General features: G+C 70.8%; 11 protein-coding genes. 3 read left to right on the forward strand and 8 right to left on the reverse strand.

Annotated features, from left to right (window positions below):
- The 4 genes from R0232_RS09170 to R0232_RS09185 form a co-directional block, all read right to left on the reverse strand.
- Positions 1 to 2043, reverse strand: coding sequence for a type VI secretion system Vgr family protein (locus tag R0232_RS09170; protein ID WP_431511913.1), 2043 nt, complete (start codon positions 2041 to 2043; stop codon positions 1 to 3).
- A gap of 194 nt (positions 2044 to 2237) precedes the next feature.
- Positions 2238 to 2969, reverse strand: coding sequence for an SGNH/GDSL hydrolase family protein (locus R0232_RS09175; protein WP_208514209.1), 732 nt, complete (start codon positions 2967 to 2969; stop codon positions 2238 to 2240).
- 97 nt (positions 2970 to 3066) lie between these two features.
- Positions 3067 to 3825: an anti-sigma factor gene (locus R0232_RS09180; RefSeq protein ID WP_296792684.1), complete on the reverse strand. Its 759-nt coding sequence runs from the start codon at positions 3823 to 3825 to the stop codon at positions 3067 to 3069.
- Between the two features lie 22 nt (positions 3826 to 3847).
- On the reverse strand, positions 3848 to 4423 hold the full coding sequence (locus R0232_RS09185; RefSeq protein ID WP_256222759.1) for an RNA polymerase sigma factor: 576 nt from the start codon (positions 4421 to 4423) through the stop codon (positions 3848 to 3850).
- A gap of 198 nt (positions 4424 to 4621) precedes the next feature.
- Between R0232_RS09185 and R0232_RS09190 the strand changes: the two genes are divergently transcribed.
- The 3 genes from R0232_RS09190 (at position 4622) to R0232_RS09200 (ending at position 7225) form a co-directional block, all read left to right on the forward strand.
- On the forward strand, positions 4622 to 5179 hold the full coding sequence (locus R0232_RS09190) for a DUF3455 domain-containing protein (RefSeq protein ID WP_093348576.1): 558 nt from the start codon (positions 4622 to 4624) through the stop codon (positions 5177 to 5179).
- Between the two features lie 158 nt (positions 5180 to 5337).
- A complete protein-coding gene (locus tag R0232_RS09195) occupies positions 5338 to 5877 on the forward strand; it encodes a hypothetical protein (protein ID WP_296780004.1) in 540 nt (179 codons plus the stop codon).
- A 10-nt stretch (positions 5878 to 5887) separates the two neighbouring features.
- Positions 5888 to 7225, forward strand: coding sequence for a hypothetical protein (locus R0232_RS09200; RefSeq protein ID WP_093348581.1), 1338 nt, complete (start codon positions 5888 to 5890; stop codon positions 7223 to 7225).
- Between the two features lie 6 nt (positions 7226 to 7231).
- On the opposite strand, the gene R0232_RS09205 is transcribed toward R0232_RS09200, so the two are convergent.
- The 4 genes from R0232_RS09205 to R0232_RS09220 all read right to left on the reverse strand — a co-directional run bounded on the left by R0232_RS09205 (position 7232) and on the right by R0232_RS09220 (position 14765).
- Complete coding sequence (locus R0232_RS09205) at positions 7232 to 8677, reverse strand: efflux transporter outer membrane subunit (protein ID WP_431511914.1); 1446 nt, start codon at positions 8675 to 8677, stop codon at positions 7232 to 7234.
- Positions 8677 to 11850: an efflux RND transporter permease subunit gene (locus R0232_RS09210; RefSeq protein WP_431511915.1), complete on the reverse strand. Its 3174-nt coding sequence runs from the start codon at positions 11848 to 11850 to the stop codon at positions 8677 to 8679. Before R0232_RS09210 ends, R0232_RS09205 begins: the two co-directional genes overlap by 1 nt.
- Positions 11851 to 11859: 9 nt before the next feature.
- Positions 11860 to 13095 carry an efflux RND transporter periplasmic adaptor subunit gene (locus tag R0232_RS09215; protein ID WP_431511916.1) on the reverse strand — a complete coding sequence of 412 codons (1236 nt, stop codon included), beginning with the start codon at positions 13093 to 13095 and terminating at the stop codon, positions 11860 to 11862.
- 176 nt (positions 13096 to 13271) lie between these two features.
- A complete protein-coding gene (locus R0232_RS09220; RefSeq protein ID WP_431511917.1) occupies positions 13272 to 14765 on the reverse strand; it encodes a rhomboid family intramembrane serine protease in 1494 nt (497 codons plus the stop codon).
- Between the last annotated feature and the right edge of the window lie 8 nt (positions 14766 to 14773).

Consider the following 14773-nt stretch of genomic DNA (forward strand, 5'->3'; position numbering starts at 1 on the left):
TCAGCAGAGGTCGATGACGTGGCCGTTGATGCGCACCGGCCCCGCGGCGCGGAAGTCGAAGCGCGTGCCGGTCAGGGTCACCTGGCCATCCTTGGTCATCTCGAGCCGGCTCTTGCCGACGGTGATCACCAGCGTCTCGCCCACGTCGAGCGAGAAGTCCTCGCCGATGGTCTCGGTCTTGCTCTTGCCGACCGCCACCGTCTGCGTCAGGCCGACCAGCGAGGTCTTGGCGATGCCGACCTCCTCGGAGGAGGTCAGCGCGACGAAGCGGTTCATGTTCTGCAGCACCGTCAGCAGCTCGTTGGCCTTGATCGTCTCGACGCGGTTGTTGCCGATGGTGATGGTCTCGTCGTGGCCGACGTTCTCGGTGCGGTCGTGGCCCACCTTCACGGTCTCGTCGTGGTCGATGGTCTTGGCGCGGTCGTGGCCGACCCAGTGCGTCTCGTCGTGTTCGACCTCGATGTCCTGGTTGCGCTCGGCATGCAGCCACACCTGCTCGGCCCCCTTCTTGTCCTCGAAGCGGAAGGCGTTGGCATTGGCATCGGTCGCGCCCTCGGAACTGCGCGACAGCAGGCCGCTCTGCGTGGCGTTGGCCGGCAGGTCCCACGGCGGCATGTTGTCGGCGTTGTAGACGCGGCCGGTGACGATCGGCCGGTCGGGGTCGCCGTTCTCGAAGTCGACGATCACCTCCTGGCCGATGCGCGGGATCTGGATGCCGCCGAAGTTGGTGCCGGCCCAGGGCGAGGAGACGCGGACCCAGCACGAGCTGTTCTCGTCCTTCGGGCAGTAGCGGTTCCAGTGGAAGCTCAGCTTCACGCGGCCGTACTGGTCGGTCCAGAGCTCGCGCCCGGCCGGGCCGGTGACGATGGCGGTCTGCGGGCCCGTGGTGCGCGGGCGCGGCACGGTGGGCGCGTCGGCGCGGTAGATCTTGCTGGTGGGGATCGCCTCGAAGTCGACGCGGCACTCGAACTGCTCCTGCCCCGAGGCCTCGCCGGGCTCCTGCAGGCGCAGCCGCGCGGCGGTGACGAGGTAGGCGCGGTTGGCCTCGTTCTGCGGATGGCGCTCGAGCGTGAAGGTGCAGCCCGGCACCACCGCGCGCAGGTTGCCCGAACCGCTCGCGCGTTCGCCGCGGCTGCCGGTCTCCTCCATGCGCCGGCGCACCAGCTGCTCGCCCTCGGACTCGGCCGTGTAGTCGCCGGGCCAGGCGTAGCGCTCGCGCTCGTTCTGCGCGGTCTTGCGCGGCATCGCGCTGACCTGCTGCAGCCGCGCCTTGGGCCGCTCGAAGTCGAAGTCGTCGGTCACCCAGCGCCCGCTCTGCAGCGCCTCGAAGGCGCTGAAGCTGTCGCAGTGCTCCTCGCGCACCGTGTCCTCGGCGGCGTGGAACGGGATCTTCTCGTAGGCCGCGTTCGCGAACGGCTGGTGAGCGCCCATCTCGTCGACGATCACCAGCGTGTGCTTGTCCTGCGCATGCTCGAACCAGAAGTACAGGCCCCATTCGTGCAGCAGCCGCGCGACGAAGTCGAAGTCGGTCTCGCCGTACTGCACCTGGAAGTCGCGCGGCGGATAGCTCTGCGAACTGCGGATGTCGAGCGGCAGGCCGTAGGGCGAGAGCACCTCGCGCACGATGTCGAGCACGGTCTTGTGCTGGAAGATGCGGTAGTCGCTGCTGCGCGTGGCGAGCGTGAGCCAGGGCTCGATCACCGCCTCGTAGAGCGCGCGGCGGTGCTCCAGCCGCAGGAAGCGCACGCGCGTGACCAGGCCCGCGATGTGGCGCTCGCCACCGCCCGCGCCGGGCCGGCCGTCGAGCAGGATGTGAACCGCGAGCGGCTCGCCCACGAGCTGCTTGATCGCGACGTTGGCGGCCTGGCGTTCGTTGAAGCCCGGCTGCTCGGGCGTGGTCAGCGTGACCGTGTAGGCGTAGAGCTGGCTCAGTCCCTCGCTGCCCTCGATGGCCACCGGCTCGAGCGCCGGCGCGTTGCCCCATTGCGGCATGGCGCTCGAGGTGACTCGCAGGACGCGCGTGGATCGCGATGCGCTCGGCATGGGTTCGGTCTCCCTGGAACCTCGCCCGGGTCGCGGACCGCCGCGGCAGGCTGGGGCATGCCCTGTTCTACCGAGCCGTCATGAAAGTTCGAAGACCGCCGATGTAGGACGGCGTCCGGCGCGCCTGGAGAACGGCCGGGAAGTGCAGGCGAAAGAATTCGGAATCGGCCGGCCGGGCCTGGAGGGCAGGGGCCTCAGGGCGCCGGCACGAGGTGCGAGGCGATCACCGACTGCCACAGCCGGTAGCCCTCGTCGGTCATGTGCAGCCGGTCGCCGCGGAACAGCTCGGGGCGCGGCTTGCCGTCGGCACCGAGCATCGGCGTGAAGATGTCGATGTACTCGCTGTTGGGCAGCCGGTTGAGGTAGGCCGAGACCATGTGGTTGGTCTCGCGGATCAGCGGCATCAGGTGCTCGCGCGAGGGGCTGGGCTTGACCGAGACGAAGCTGATGCGCGCATCGGGCAGCTCGTTGCGCACCGCGTTGGCGAAGCGCACGAAGGCATCGAGCACCTGCAGCGGCGTGCGGCCCTCGGCGAGGTCGTTGTCGCCCGCGTAGACGATCACCTGGCGCGGCCGGTAGCGCACCACCAGGTCGTGCGCGAACAGGCTGCAGTCGGCCAGGGTGGAGCCGCCGAAGCCGCGGTTGACGATGCCCGGCACGCCGGCGAAGTCCTGCGAGAGGCGGGTCCACATGCGCACCGTGGAGCTGCCCACGAACACCACGCCGCCGGGCGGCGGCAGGCCGTCCTGGTCGGCGCGCGCGAAGGCCTCGAGCTCGCGGTGCCAGCGCACGCGCGCGGCGAGGTAGTCGGCCGAGGAGACGACCGGGTCGAAGCTGGCGGCGGGGGCCGGGGCGGTGACGGGGGCCTGGGCCTGGGCGGCGAGCGAGGCCGCCAGCAGGGCCAGCGCGGCGAGCGCGGTCTTCATCGAGAACATGGGGCGGGAAGGAAAAGCGGGCAGGCGGACCATCGGAAAAGCCGAAGCTGGGCAGGGAACGGGCGCCGCGCGCGGCGCCCGCCAGGCCTCAGATTGTCTTCTCGATCAGCGCGCCCTTGAAGAGCACCGGGCCGGTCGGCCCGCCTTCGCTCGGCACGCCGCCCTTGGGCTCGAGGCTGATCGCGAGCGTGGGTACGGCGCGCACGTCGGCTTCGCTGGCCGGCAGCCGCAGGCCCGGCGCGCGGTCGAGCACGCCCAGCGAGCGCGGCGCGCCGCCCGGCGGCAGGGCCCACAGCTGCAGCGACTTGTCGGCGCCTTCGCTGAAGCCGCCCACGCGCTGCAGCACCAGCTGGCGCTTCTTCGGATCGAAGGTCACGAGCATCGAGGCCGCGTCCTTGTCGTCGGACAGCACGGCCACGTACTGCACCGCGGGTGCATTCAGCAGCTGGTCGCGCAGGTTCAGGCCGACCGTGACCGCGAGCACCGTGGCCAGCGCGCCGGCCGCGGTCGCGCCGCGCCACAGCGCGAGGCTGCCGAGCCAGCCGCCCGCGGGCTTGCGCTGCTGGGCGGCGCTGGCCGCTTCGCGCTGGCGGGCCAGCGCGAGCTGGGCCTGCTCGGCGTCGATCATGTTGCGGATGCGGGTCCAGACGGCCGGATCGGGCACGACCGGGCTCTGCAGCTCGGTCATGCTGGCCAGGCGGCCCTGCCAGACCAGCGCGGCGGCGCGCACCGGCGCCTGTTCGCGCGCGAGGGTCTCGAAGCGGCGGCGCGCGCCGCCGCGCAGGGTGCCGAGCGCGTGGCTCGCGGCCAGCAGCTCCAGCAGTTCGGGATGGGCGGTGAGTTTCATGGCGGGGCTACTTTCTCTGCGCCTACGCGAAGCGTCCCATGCAGACGCGCAGTTTCTCCAGGCCGCGCCGGATCCAGGTCTTGACCGTGCCCAGCGGCAGCTTGAGCTGGTCGGCCAGTTCGCCATGGCTGAGCTCGCGCAGGTAGGCCAGGCTGACCACCTCGCGCTGCCGGCCCTCGAGCTGGCTCAGGCACTGGTGCAGCGCCCAGGCCTGCTCGCTGGCATCGGCCGTGTCGGCCGGGTTCGGTGCATCGGATTCGAGGGTGTCGGCCAGCAGCTCGTCGAATTCCTGCGTGAGCTGGGCCCGGTCGGCGGTGCGGCGGCGCAGCAGGTCGAGCGCGCGGCTGCGCACGATCAGCCCGAGCCAGGCCAGCGGCGGGCTCAGGCTGGCGCGGTAGTCGCCGGCCACGCGCCAGACGGTGAGAAAGCTCTCCTGCAGCACGTCCTCGGCCCATTCGCGCTGGCGTACCACGCGCATCGCGAGGCCCATGAGCTTCGGGGCGGTCCGGTCGTACAGGATGCGCAGGGCGGCTTCGTCGCGATGGCCGATCCGGTCGATCAGCGCCATCAGCTCGGCGTCGGGGCTGGGTGCGGTCATGCGCGGATTGTGGGGCATCGCTTTCCATCCCTGGAATACGCCCGCGCCGCGGCGCCGGATTCAACCGCTTTCCGGCGCCGGCTGAATCCATCGGCGCACCGTGCGCGTACAGGCGCAAGAGGCCGTCGAAACTCACGACAACAACGGACCGCTTCTTCTTTCACCTCTCCCGAAGCCGATCTGAAAAAGGAAACGATCATGCACATCCGCACCCTGAACGCCCTGGCCGCCGCGCTGGCCGTGGTTGGGCTCGCCGCCTGCTCCGGCATGGGCGCCAAGCCCGCCGCGACGTTCTCGCAGGCCTCCCTGCCCGACGCGGTGAAGGTGCCGGCCGGCCACACGGTGGCCATGGAAACCGTGGGCACCGGCGACATCACCTACGAATGCCGCGTCAAGGCCAACGCCGCCGGCCAGTACGAGTGGTTCTTCGTCGGCCCCGATGCGAAGCTGTGGGACCGCGCCGGCAAGCAGGTCGGCAAGTACTACGGCCCGCCGGCCACCTGGGAAAGCGCCGACGGCTCGAAGGTCACGGCCACGCAGGTCGCGGTCGCTCCGAACGGCACCGGCAACATCCCGCACCAGCTCGTGAAGGCCAACCCCGCCACGGGCGCCGGCGCCATGCAGAACGTGAGCTACATCCAGCGCGTGGCGACCCAGGGCGGCGTGGCGCCGGGCGCGGCCTGCGGTGCCTCGAACATGGGCCAGAAGCAGGTCGTGAAGTACCAGGCCGACTACATCTTCTACCGCGCGGGCTGAGCCTTCGCGCGCCTTGAAGACCGGGGCCGCGACCCCGGTTTTCCGTTGCTCCATCCCCCCGCGCGGCCCCCCTTTTGGGTGGGTCGTTTGAAACATTTGTGAACGTATACTGCCCCGCACATAACAGGAGCGGGGCGCTGCGGCGCGCGGGGCGGAGCATGAGGAACATCGCGATCGTGATCGCGCTCTGCGTGGGCGCGTGGTACTACTTCATCGGCGGTCGCAAGCTCGATGAACCGCTGGTCCGCCAGTACTACGAGCAGGAGGCGCACGCCATCCTCTCGCGCGATCCCGAGCGGCTGTGCAAGCAGCTCAGCAGCCGGGCCGTGGTGCAGGACCGCACCACCGTGCTCGGCCAGTCGCAGGACAGCACGCTGAACCGCGCCCAGGCCTGCGATGCCGCGCGCGAGAGCTTCAAGACCTTCGAGGTGATCGGCGAGGCCATGGGCGGCATCCTGACCATCGAGTACGACTACCACCTCGATTCGGTCGAGCTCGCCTCCGACCGCAAGAGCGCCATCGTCAAGGGCACCAGCCGGCTCAAGATGGGCGAGCAGGCGATGCAGTTCGCCTCCAGCTTCGAGCAGCGCATCGAGCGCGAGCTCGGCCAGGTGCGGCTGGTGCGCTCCGACCAGAGCACGCTGGTGCGCCTGCAGGGCGCCGGCGCGATGCGGCAGAGCGATTTCTTCAAGAAGTGAGGGCCGTGCCATGAGCACCCGTGACCGTATCCGCGAGGACGACGACCGGCCCGCGCCGCCGCCGTTCTGGCACCGCCTCAACAGCTTCTTCGCCTTTCCGTTCCAGATGCGCCCGCTGATGTACGGGCTGGCGCTCGCGCTGTGCAGCCTGCTGTTCGAGGCGGTGTTCTTCCTGCCCGACGTGCTGGCGATCCTGCTGATCGAGCTGGGCATCGTGCTGGCCGCGAGCCGCTACGGCTTCAAGGTGGTGGCGCTGGGCTCGCGCGGCATCTGGCGCTCGGCCGACTTCCCGCGCACGCTCGACGACGAGTGGGTCAACCTGCCGTGGAAGCTGTTCGCGATCTCGCTGGTGCAGGGCATCGCGATCGGCGCGCTGGCCAAGCTCGACCCGATGCTCGCCACGGTCGGCGTGTTCGTCATGTCCTTCACCTTCCCGGCCGCGGTGATCGTGCTGGTGCAGTCGTGCAGCTTCTTCCAGGCGATGAACCCCGGCTACGTGTGGGAGACGATGCGCATCATCGGCTGGCCCTATGCGCTGCTGTGCTTCTTCCTGTTCCTGCTGAGCACCGGCGCGCAGATCGCGATCGCCATGCTGCTGCCGGTGATGAACGGGCGCATCGCGCTGCCGATCATCAACTTCGCCTTCATCTATTTCGGCTGGGTGATGGCCAGCCTGCTGGGCTACGTGATGTACCAGCACCATGCGGCGCTGGGCATCGACCTGCTGCCCGGCGGCGGCGTGGACGACGGCGCGCCGGTGGACCGCCGCACGCCCGAGCAGATCGCGGCGCAGCGCCTCGACGCCGAGGTCGCGCAGTGCATCACCGACGGCGACCTCGCGGCCGCGCTCGGCCTCGCCTACGAGGCGCAGCGCACCGCGCCTTCGGACGACCTCGCGGCGCAGCGGCGCTACCACCGCGTGCTGGCGCTCGTGCCCGACAAGAAGGACACGATGCTCGACCAGGCGCGCCGCTTCATCCCGCTGCTGATGCGGCGCGACCTCGCGTCCGAGGCGCTCAAGGTGTTCAAGACCTGCCGCGAGAAGGACAAGGCCTTCGCGCTCGAGGACGCCGCGATGGTGATCGCGATGGCGCGCGCTGAGTGGCGCGGCGGCGATGCCCACGGCACCCTGGCGCTGCTGTCGGGCTTCGACCGGCGCTTCCGCGGCCATGCCGCGATCCCGCAGGCCTACGAGCTGGCCGCGCGCGTGCTGGTGCAGGGGCTGGGCCGCTCGGACATGGCGCAGCCGATCCTGACCACGCTCGAGAACCGCTACCCGGACAGCGAGCAGACGAAGGAAGTGCGCTGGCTGCTGCGGCCGGCGCCGGGCGTGGCGGCTTCGGCCTGAGCCGCCTCAGCTCTCCTTCCAGCCCCCGCCCAGCACCTTGTAGATCGTGAGCCGGTTGGTCTGCTCGGTGAGCTGCAGGCCGATCAGCGTCTGCTGCGCGGCGTAGTAGGCGCGCTGCGCATCGAGCACGTCGAGGTAGCTGCTGGCGCCGCTGCGGAACAGCGACTGCGACAGCGAGAAGCTGCGCGAGGTGGCGTCGAGCAGCGAGCGCTGCGCGTCCAGCCGCTCGGCCAGCGTGCGGCGCTCGGCCAGCGCATCGGCCACTTCGCGGAACGCGGTCTGCACCGTCTTCTCGTAGCTCGCGAGCTGGATCTTCTGCTGCGCCTCGGCCACGCGCAGGTTGGCGCGGTTGGCGCCGCCATCGAAGATCGGCACGCTGATCGAGGGCGCGAAGCTCCAGGCGCTGCTGCCGCTGGCGAACAGGCCCGACAGCGTGCTGCTGGCCGTGCCCGCCGAGGCGGTGAGCGCGATGCGCGGGAAGAAGGCGGCGCGCGCGGCGCCGATGTCGGCATTGCTCGCGCGCAGCGCATGCTCGGCCGCGAGCACGTCGGGCCGCTGCTGCAGCACGCTCGAGGGCAGGCCGGCCGGCGGCACCAGCAGCCGCGCGGCGGGCGCGGGTTCGGCGGTGGCTGCCGTGGCGGTGCCCGGGTCGGTCGCGGCCGGCGTGGGCAGCAGCTCGGCCGGCGGCGTGGTGCCGACCAGCAGCGCGAGCGCATTGCGGTCCTGCTCGACCTGGCTGTCGAAGGCGGCCGCGTCGGCGCGTGCCGCATCGACCGTGCTCTGGGCCTGCGCGAGCGCGAGGCCCGACTGCGCGCCCAGGCCATGGCCGCGCTGGATCAGGTCGAAGGAACGGCGCTGGCTCTCGAGCGTGTGGCGCGCGAGCTGCAGCCGCTGCTCGTCGGCCGCGAGCTGCAGCCAGGCGGTGGCGACCGCGGCCACCAGGCTGATCTGCGTGCCGCGCTGCGTGGCCTCGGTCTGGAAGAAGCTCTGCAGCGCCGCCTCGCTGAGGTTGCGCACGCGGCCGAACAGGTCGATCTCGTAGCTCGTGAGGCCGAGGTCGGCGCTGTACTGCGTGGCGTAGCGCGGCTCGCCGCCGGTCGAGAGGCTGCCCGGCGTGCGCGAGCGGCTGCCGCCGGCGCCGGCGTCGATGGTGGGAAAGAGGCCGGCGCGCGCGATGCCGTACTGGGCGCGCGCGCGCTCGATGTTGAGCGCGGCCACGCGCAGGTCGCGGTTGTTGGCGAGCGCGAGCTCGATGGTGCCGCGCAGCTTCGGCTCGACGAAGAAGTCGCGCCAGCCCGCATCGAGCGGCGTGCCGGCTTCGACCTTGGCCGAGGGCAGGGTCTGCGGCACCGGCAGCGCGGGCGCCTGGTAGTCGGGCGCGAGGTTGACGCAGCCCGCGAGCACGGCGGCGGCGACGAGCGTCAGCGAACGCAAGGGGAGGGCGTGTCGCATCAGTGGCCTCCTTGCTCGGCGGTCTGTGCGGGTGCGAGGGGCTCGTCCTTCGGCGCGGCCTTGCGCCGCCCCGCGAGCCAGCCGCGGATCAGCGCGAAGAACAGCGGCACGAAGAAGATGCCGAGCGCGGTGCCCACCACCATGCCGCCGAGCACCGCGGTGCCGATCGACTGGCGGCCACCCGCGCCGGCGCCGGTGCCGATGGCCAGCGGCAGCACGCCGAAGCCGAAGGCCAGCGAGGTCATCAGGATCGGGCGCAGCCGCAGGCGCACCGCCTGCAGCGTGGCGTCGAGCACGCTCCTGCCCTGTTCCTGCAGCTGCTTGGCGAACTCCACGATCAGGATCGCGTTCTTCGACGACAGCCCCACGGTGGTCAGCAGGCCGACCTGGAAGTACACGTCGTTGCTCAGGCCGCGCAGGCTGGTGAACAGCAGCGCACCCACGATGCCCAGCGGCACCACCAGGATCACCGAGAACGGCACCGACCAGCTCTCGTAGAGCGCGGCGAGGCACAGGAACACGAACAGGATCGAGATCGCGTAGAGCAGCGGCGCCTGCGCGCCCGACAGCCGCTCCTGGAACGAGGCGCCGGTCCATTCGTAGCCGATGCCCGGCGGCATCTGCTTCATCACCTCCTCGACCGCGGCCATCGCGTCGCCCGAGCTCACGCCCGGCGCGGCGTCGCCCACGAACTCGTAGCTCGGGCTGCCGTTGTAGCGCTGCAGTTGCGGCGAGCCGTAGCTCCAGCGCGAGCTCGAGAAGGCCGGGAACGAGACCATCTGGCCCAGGCCGTTGCGCACGCTCCAGCGGTCGATGTCCGAGGGCAGCATGCGGAAGTCGGTGTCGCCCTGCATGTAGACGCGCTTCACGCGGCCCTTGTCGAGGAAGTCGTTGATGTAGGTGCCGCCCATGGCGCTCGACAGGGTGCTGTCGATGTCGGAGGTGGCCAGGCTCAGCGCGCCGGCGCGCGCGTCGTCGATGTCGACCGCGAACTCGGGCGTGTCGTCGAGGTTGTTGCTGCGCACGTTCATCACCTCGGGCCGGCGGCTCAGCAGGTCGATGGCCTGGTCGCGTGCCTTCACCAGCGCGTCGTGGCCCAGGCCGTTGATGTCCTTCAGGTGGAAGTTGAAGCCGGCGTTGGCGCCCAGGCCGCGCACGGCCGGCGGCAGCAGCACGAAGATGCGCGCGTCGCGCACCGTCGACAGGTCCTTGTTGGCGCGCCGTGCGAGCTCGGCGGCCGACTGGCCCTTGCCGGTGCGCTCGTCCCAGTCCTTGAGCTTGACGAAGGCGCGCGCCGAGCTCTGGTCGCCGTTCTGGCCGGTGAGGATGTTCACGCTCAGCACCTCGGGCTGCCTGGCGAAGTACTGCTGCACCTGCTCGGTCACGGGCTGCAGCCGCGCGTTCGAGGCGCCCGGCGGCAGCGTCACCTGCACCTGCAGGAAGGCCTGGTCCTCGTCGGGCAGGAAGGAGGTCGGCAGGCGCATGAAGAGCAGCGCCATCACGCCCGCGATCAGCAGGTAGACCACGATGCTGCGCTTGCCGCGCCGCACGATGCCGCCGACCACGCCCTCGTAGCGCGCGGCATTGCGGTCGAAGCCGCGGTTGAAGGCCGCGAAGAAGCGGTCGACCCGGCCCAGCAGGCCGGCGCGCGGCGCCGCATGGCCGCCCTTGGCGACCGGCTTGAGCAGCGTGGCGCACAGCGCGGGCGTGAGCGTGAGCGCCACGAACACCGACAGCGCCATCGCCGAGACGATGGTGATCGAGAACTGGCGGTAGATCACGCCGGTGGAGCCGCCGAAGAAGGCCATCGGCACGAACACCGCCGACAGCACCAGCGCGATGCCCACCAGCGCGGGCGTGATCTCGGCCATCGACTTGCGCGTGGCCTCCTTGGGCGAGAGCCCTTCCTCGTGCATCACGCGCTCGACGTTCTCGACCACCACGATGGCGTCGTCCACCAGGAGGCCGATCGCCAGCACCATGCCGAACATGGTGAGCGTGTTGATCGAGTAGCCGGCCATCGACAGCACGCCGAAGGTGCCCAGCAGCACCACCGGCACGGCGATCGCGGGGATCAGCGTGGCGCGGAAGTTCTGCAGGAACACATACATCACCAGCACCACCAGCAGCATGGCCTCGAGCAGCGCCTTCACCACCTCGTCGATCGAGGCGCTGACGAAGGGCGTGGTGTCGTAGCTCACGAAGGTCTGCAGCTGGTTCGGGAACAGCGGCTTGAGCTCCTCGACCTTGGCATTCACCGCCTCGGCCACCTGCACCGCGTTGGCGCCGTCGGCCAGCACCACGCCCAGGCCGGCACCGGGCCGGCCGTCGAGCTGCGAGCGCACCGTGAGGTTCTCGGCGCCGAGCTCGACGCGCGCCACGTCCTTCAGCCGCACCACCGCGCCGTCGGGCGTCACGCGCAGCACCACGTTCTCGAACTGCTCCGCGGTCTGCAGCTTGCTGCGCGCCGTGATGGTGGCGTTGAGCTGCTGCTGCGCGGCCGCCGGCAGCGCGCCGAGCTGGCCGGCCGACACCTGCGCGTTCTGCGCCGTGATGGCGGCGTTCACGTCCGACGGCATCAGCGCGTACTTGCGCAGCTTGTCGGGGTCGAGCCACAGCCGCATGGCGTAGCCGGTGCCCAGGGTCTGGACCTCGCCCACGCCGTCGATGCGGCTGATCACGTCGACCAGGTTGCTGCTGATGTAGTCGCCCACGTCCACGGCCGAGGCGCTGCCGTCGGCCGAGAACATCGAGACGATCATCAGGAAGTCGTTGCCGCCCTTGGTGACGGTGACGCCGCGGCTCTGCACCTGCTGCGGCAGCCGCGACATGGCCTGCTGCAGCTTGTTCTGCACCTGCATCTGCGCCACGTCGATGCTGGTGCCGGGATTGAAGGTCAGCGACAGCCGGGCCACGCCCGAGGAGTTGCTGGTCGACTGCATGTAGAGCAGGTTGTCCAGCCCCTTGAGCTGCTGCTCGATCACCTGCGTGACCGAGTCCTCGACCGTCTTGGCCGAGGCGCCGGTGTAGGTGGCGTTGATCGACACGCGCGGCGGCGCGATGTCGGGGTACTGCTCGAGCGGCAGCGTGCGGATCGCCATCAGGCCCGCGAGCATGACGACGATGGAGAGCACCCACGCGAAGATGGGTCGGTCGATGAAGAACTGCGCCATGGCCCGACCTCAGCGCGCCACGGGATCGGTGGCGGCATCGGCCGCGTCGGGCGCGACGGCGGCCACCGGGCCGGCCGCGGCGCGTGCGCCGAGGTCGACCACCTTGACCTTGTCGCCGACCTTCACGCGCTGCGAGCCCTCGGTCATCACGCGGTCGCCCGGGGCGAGGCCGTCGAGCACCTGCCAGCGCGTGCCGATCGCGCGGCCGACCTGGATCGGGCGCTTCGCGACCTTGTTCTCGGCATCGATCACCAGTGCCGACGCGCTGCCGTCGGGCGCGCGCGTCACGGCCTGCTGCGGCACCAGCAGCGCGGCGGCGTTCACGCCCTCCTGCAGCACGGCGCGCACGTACATGCCGGGCATCAGCAGCCGGTCGGGGTTGGGCACCACCGCGCGCAGGGTCACGCTGCCGGTGCCGGCATCGACGGTGACGCCGCTGAAGGTCAGGCGACCGGGGTGCGGGTACTTGCTGCCGTCCTCGAGCACCAGCTGGATGCGCGCCTCGGCATCGCTGGCGCGCTGCAGCCGGCCGCTGGCGAGCTCGCGCTTCAGGCGCAGCAGCTCGCTGCTCGACTGCGTGACGTGCACGTGGATCGGGTCGAGCTGCTGCACCGTGGTCATCGCGGTGGCCTGGTTGGCCGTGACCAGCGCGCCCGGCGTGACGCTCGAGAGCTCGGCCCAGCCGCTGATCGGCGAGGTGATGCGGGTGTAGCCGAGCTGGATGCGCGCGGTCTGCTCGGCCGCGCGCGCCACGCCGAGGTCGGCCTCGGCCTGCTGCTCGGCGGCCTGCGTCTCGTCGAACACCTGGCGGCTGATGGCGTCGATCTTCACCAGCTCGGCATTGCGGCGCGCCACGGTGCGCGCGGTGGCGAGCGCCGACTCGGCCTTGCGCACGCTGGCCTGCGCACTGGCGTGGGCCGCCTGCAGCGAAGCCGGGTCGAGCTGGTAGAGCACCTGGCCGGCCTTGACCTGCGAGCCCTCGGTGAACAGCCGCTCCTTGAGGATGCCGCCGACCTGCGGCCGGATCTCGGCGATGACCGGGGCCGCGGTGCGGCCCGGCAGCTCGGTGCTCAGCGCCAGCGTCTCGTGCTTGAGCGTGACGGTGCCGACTTCCCGTTCCGGCGCGGCGGCCCCTGCCTTGGGCGTGGCGGCCTCGTTGCGCGAGCAGCCGGCGAGCGTGATGGCGATGGCCATCGCGAGGGCGGTCATGAGCAGCGGGAAGGGACGGCGTGTGTGAGCGGGCATGGGCAGGGGAAGTGACGAAGGCCCCAAATGGAGCGAACGGGCGCTCCCGAGTTCAATGCGGCGGGAGGCCGGAGGCGAGCTTTACAGAGAGGCCCTGCAAGTCCAGTGCCAAAGATTGACAAAGTCTTGTGACAGACGCTTTGCCGGATTGCAAAGTTAGATGTACTTGGGGTGCTTCATGCGCGTTGCAGCGCGCGCGTGACCATGTCGTCGGGTGCGAGCCGCAGCAGGTGCGGCAGCAGGCCCACCGCCTTGTCGCGCTCGCCCGCGTGCAGCAGCCCGTTGGCGCACACCGACAGCGTGTCGGCCAGCTCGGGATGGTCGGGCGCGGTCTTCAAGAGGATGGTGCAGAGCCGGCGCGCGTCCTCGAACTGGCGGATGCGCACGAAGCGGCGCGCCAGCCGTGCCATGTCGTCGGGCTTGAGGCGCACGCCGGGCTTCGCCTGGTCGAGGTAGGTGGTGAAGCTCGCATGCTGCAGCGCCAGCGTGTCGGGGTCGGTGGCGCTCAGGCGGAAGATGCGCCGCGCCGCGGCATGGAAGTCGTCGCCGGCCGGCTGCAGCCGCGCGGTGTTGAACCAGGCGCGCAGGGTGTCGGCATCGTTCGGGCGCAGCGCCGCGGCGGCGCGCCACTCGCTGCTGGCCGACTCGAACTTCATCGCCGCGCCCAGCCGCCGTGCGTTGGCGACGCGGCGCTGGAATTCGCCATCGCCGCCGTCGTGGTCGCGCGCGCTCGCGCGCTCGGCCGCCAGCGTCTCGGGCGCCTTCACGCGCTTCAGCGCCGTGGCGCAGGCCATCAGCGCGGCGCCGCTCAGCAGCCCGCCCAGGTGCGCCATGTAGGCGATGCCCTGGCCGCCCACCAGGTGCTGCAGCAGCTCGTTGGCGATCCAGGCCGGCAGCAGGAGCAGGGCCGGCGCCGTGACGTAGTTGAAGTAGAAGAACAGCTGGTAGAAGAAGCGGATGCGCCGCAGCCGGTACATCACGGCATACATGCCCATCAGCGCCGACACCGCCCCCGAGGCGCCGAGCCCGTAGCTGCCCTTGCCCGCATAGGCCCAGTCGGCCAGCGCCGAGGCACCGACGGCACCCAGGAGGTAGAAGCTCAGGAAGGTGGTGCGCCCGAGCGCCAGTTCGACCGAGAAGCCGAACAGGAACAAAAACAGCATGTTGCCCAGCAGGTGGCCGGTGCTGCCGTGCAGGAAGGCGGCCGTGATCCACGTCCAGGGCTTGAACTCGGCGTCCTTCGCGTAGTCCTGCGCCCAGCGCTCGGTGAAGGGCGCGGGCCACTGGGCATCGAACTGCTGGCGCTCGCGCTTCCATTCGTCGAAGCGCGGATGCGCGGGCGTGATCACCTCGTCGGCGCGCAGCTGGCGCAGGAAGACGCGCTCGTGCTGCAGGCCCTCGAGCAGCTCGTCGGTGCGCTTGAGCTTGAGCAGCTGCCGCGCGGCCTCGGCGCGCGGCGACCGGGTGCGCTCGAGCCAGTCGACGAAGGCCGGCAGCTCGAGCGCCGGCAACGCGCTCTTCGCGTAGTAGCGCGCGGCGCGTTCCTGCGCGTTCTCCTCGCTGCGCTGCGGGCCCCAGAACACCAGCATGTTCACGAGGATCAGCAGCACCGTCATCCACGGCGGGTTGCGCCAGCTCGGGCGGTTCTCGAGCGGGATGGCGTAGAACATGGCGGGCC

Origin of the sequence: Variovorax sp. DAIF25 (genome assembly GCF_050711835.1) — a bacterium.
Lineage (GTDB): Bacteria > Pseudomonadota > Gammaproteobacteria > Burkholderiales > Burkholderiaceae_C > Variovorax.

Bases quoted from the DNA above. Each gene is read 5' to 3' on its own strand.
- R0232_RS09170 (WP_431511913.1), bottom strand. From the start codon at position 2,043: ATGCCGAGCGCATCGCGATCCACGCGCGTCCTGCGAGTCACCTCGAGC.
- R0232_RS09190 (WP_093348576.1), top strand. From the start codon at position 4,622: ATGCACATCCGCACCCTGAACGCCCTGGCCGCCGCGCTGGCCGTGGTT.
- R0232_RS09210 (WP_431511915.1), bottom strand. From the start codon at position 11,850: ATGGCGCAGTTCTTCATCGACCGACCCATCTTCGCGTGGGTGCTCTCC.
- R0232_RS09180 (WP_296792684.1), bottom strand. From the start codon at position 3,825: ATGAAACTCACCGCCCATCCCGAACTGCTGGAGCTGCTGGCCGCGAGC.
- R0232_RS09175 (WP_208514209.1), bottom strand. From the start codon at position 2,969: ATGAAGACCGCGCTCGCCGCGCTGGCCCTGCTGGCGGCCTCGCTCGCC.
- R0232_RS09215 (WP_431511916.1), bottom strand. From the start codon at position 13,095: ATGCCCGCTCACACACGCCGTCCCTTCCCGCTGCTCATGACCGCCCTC.
- R0232_RS09185 (WP_256222759.1), bottom strand. From the start codon at position 4,423: ATGACCGCACCCAGCCCCGACGCCGAGCTGATGGCGCTGATCGACCGG.
- R0232_RS09200 (WP_093348581.1), top strand. From the start codon at position 5,888: ATGAGCACCCGTGACCGTATCCGCGAGGACGACGACCGGCCCGCGCCG.
- R0232_RS09220 (WP_431511917.1), bottom strand. From the start codon at position 14,765: ATGTTCTACGCCATCCCGCTCGAGAACCGCCCGAGCTGGCGCAACCCG.
- R0232_RS09195 (WP_296780004.1), top strand. From the start codon at position 5,338: ATGAGGAACATCGCGATCGTGATCGCGCTCTGCGTGGGCGCGTGGTAC.
- R0232_RS09205 (WP_431511914.1), bottom strand. From the start codon at position 8,677: ATGCGACACGCCCTCCCCTTGCGTTCGCTGACGCTCGTCGCCGCCGCC.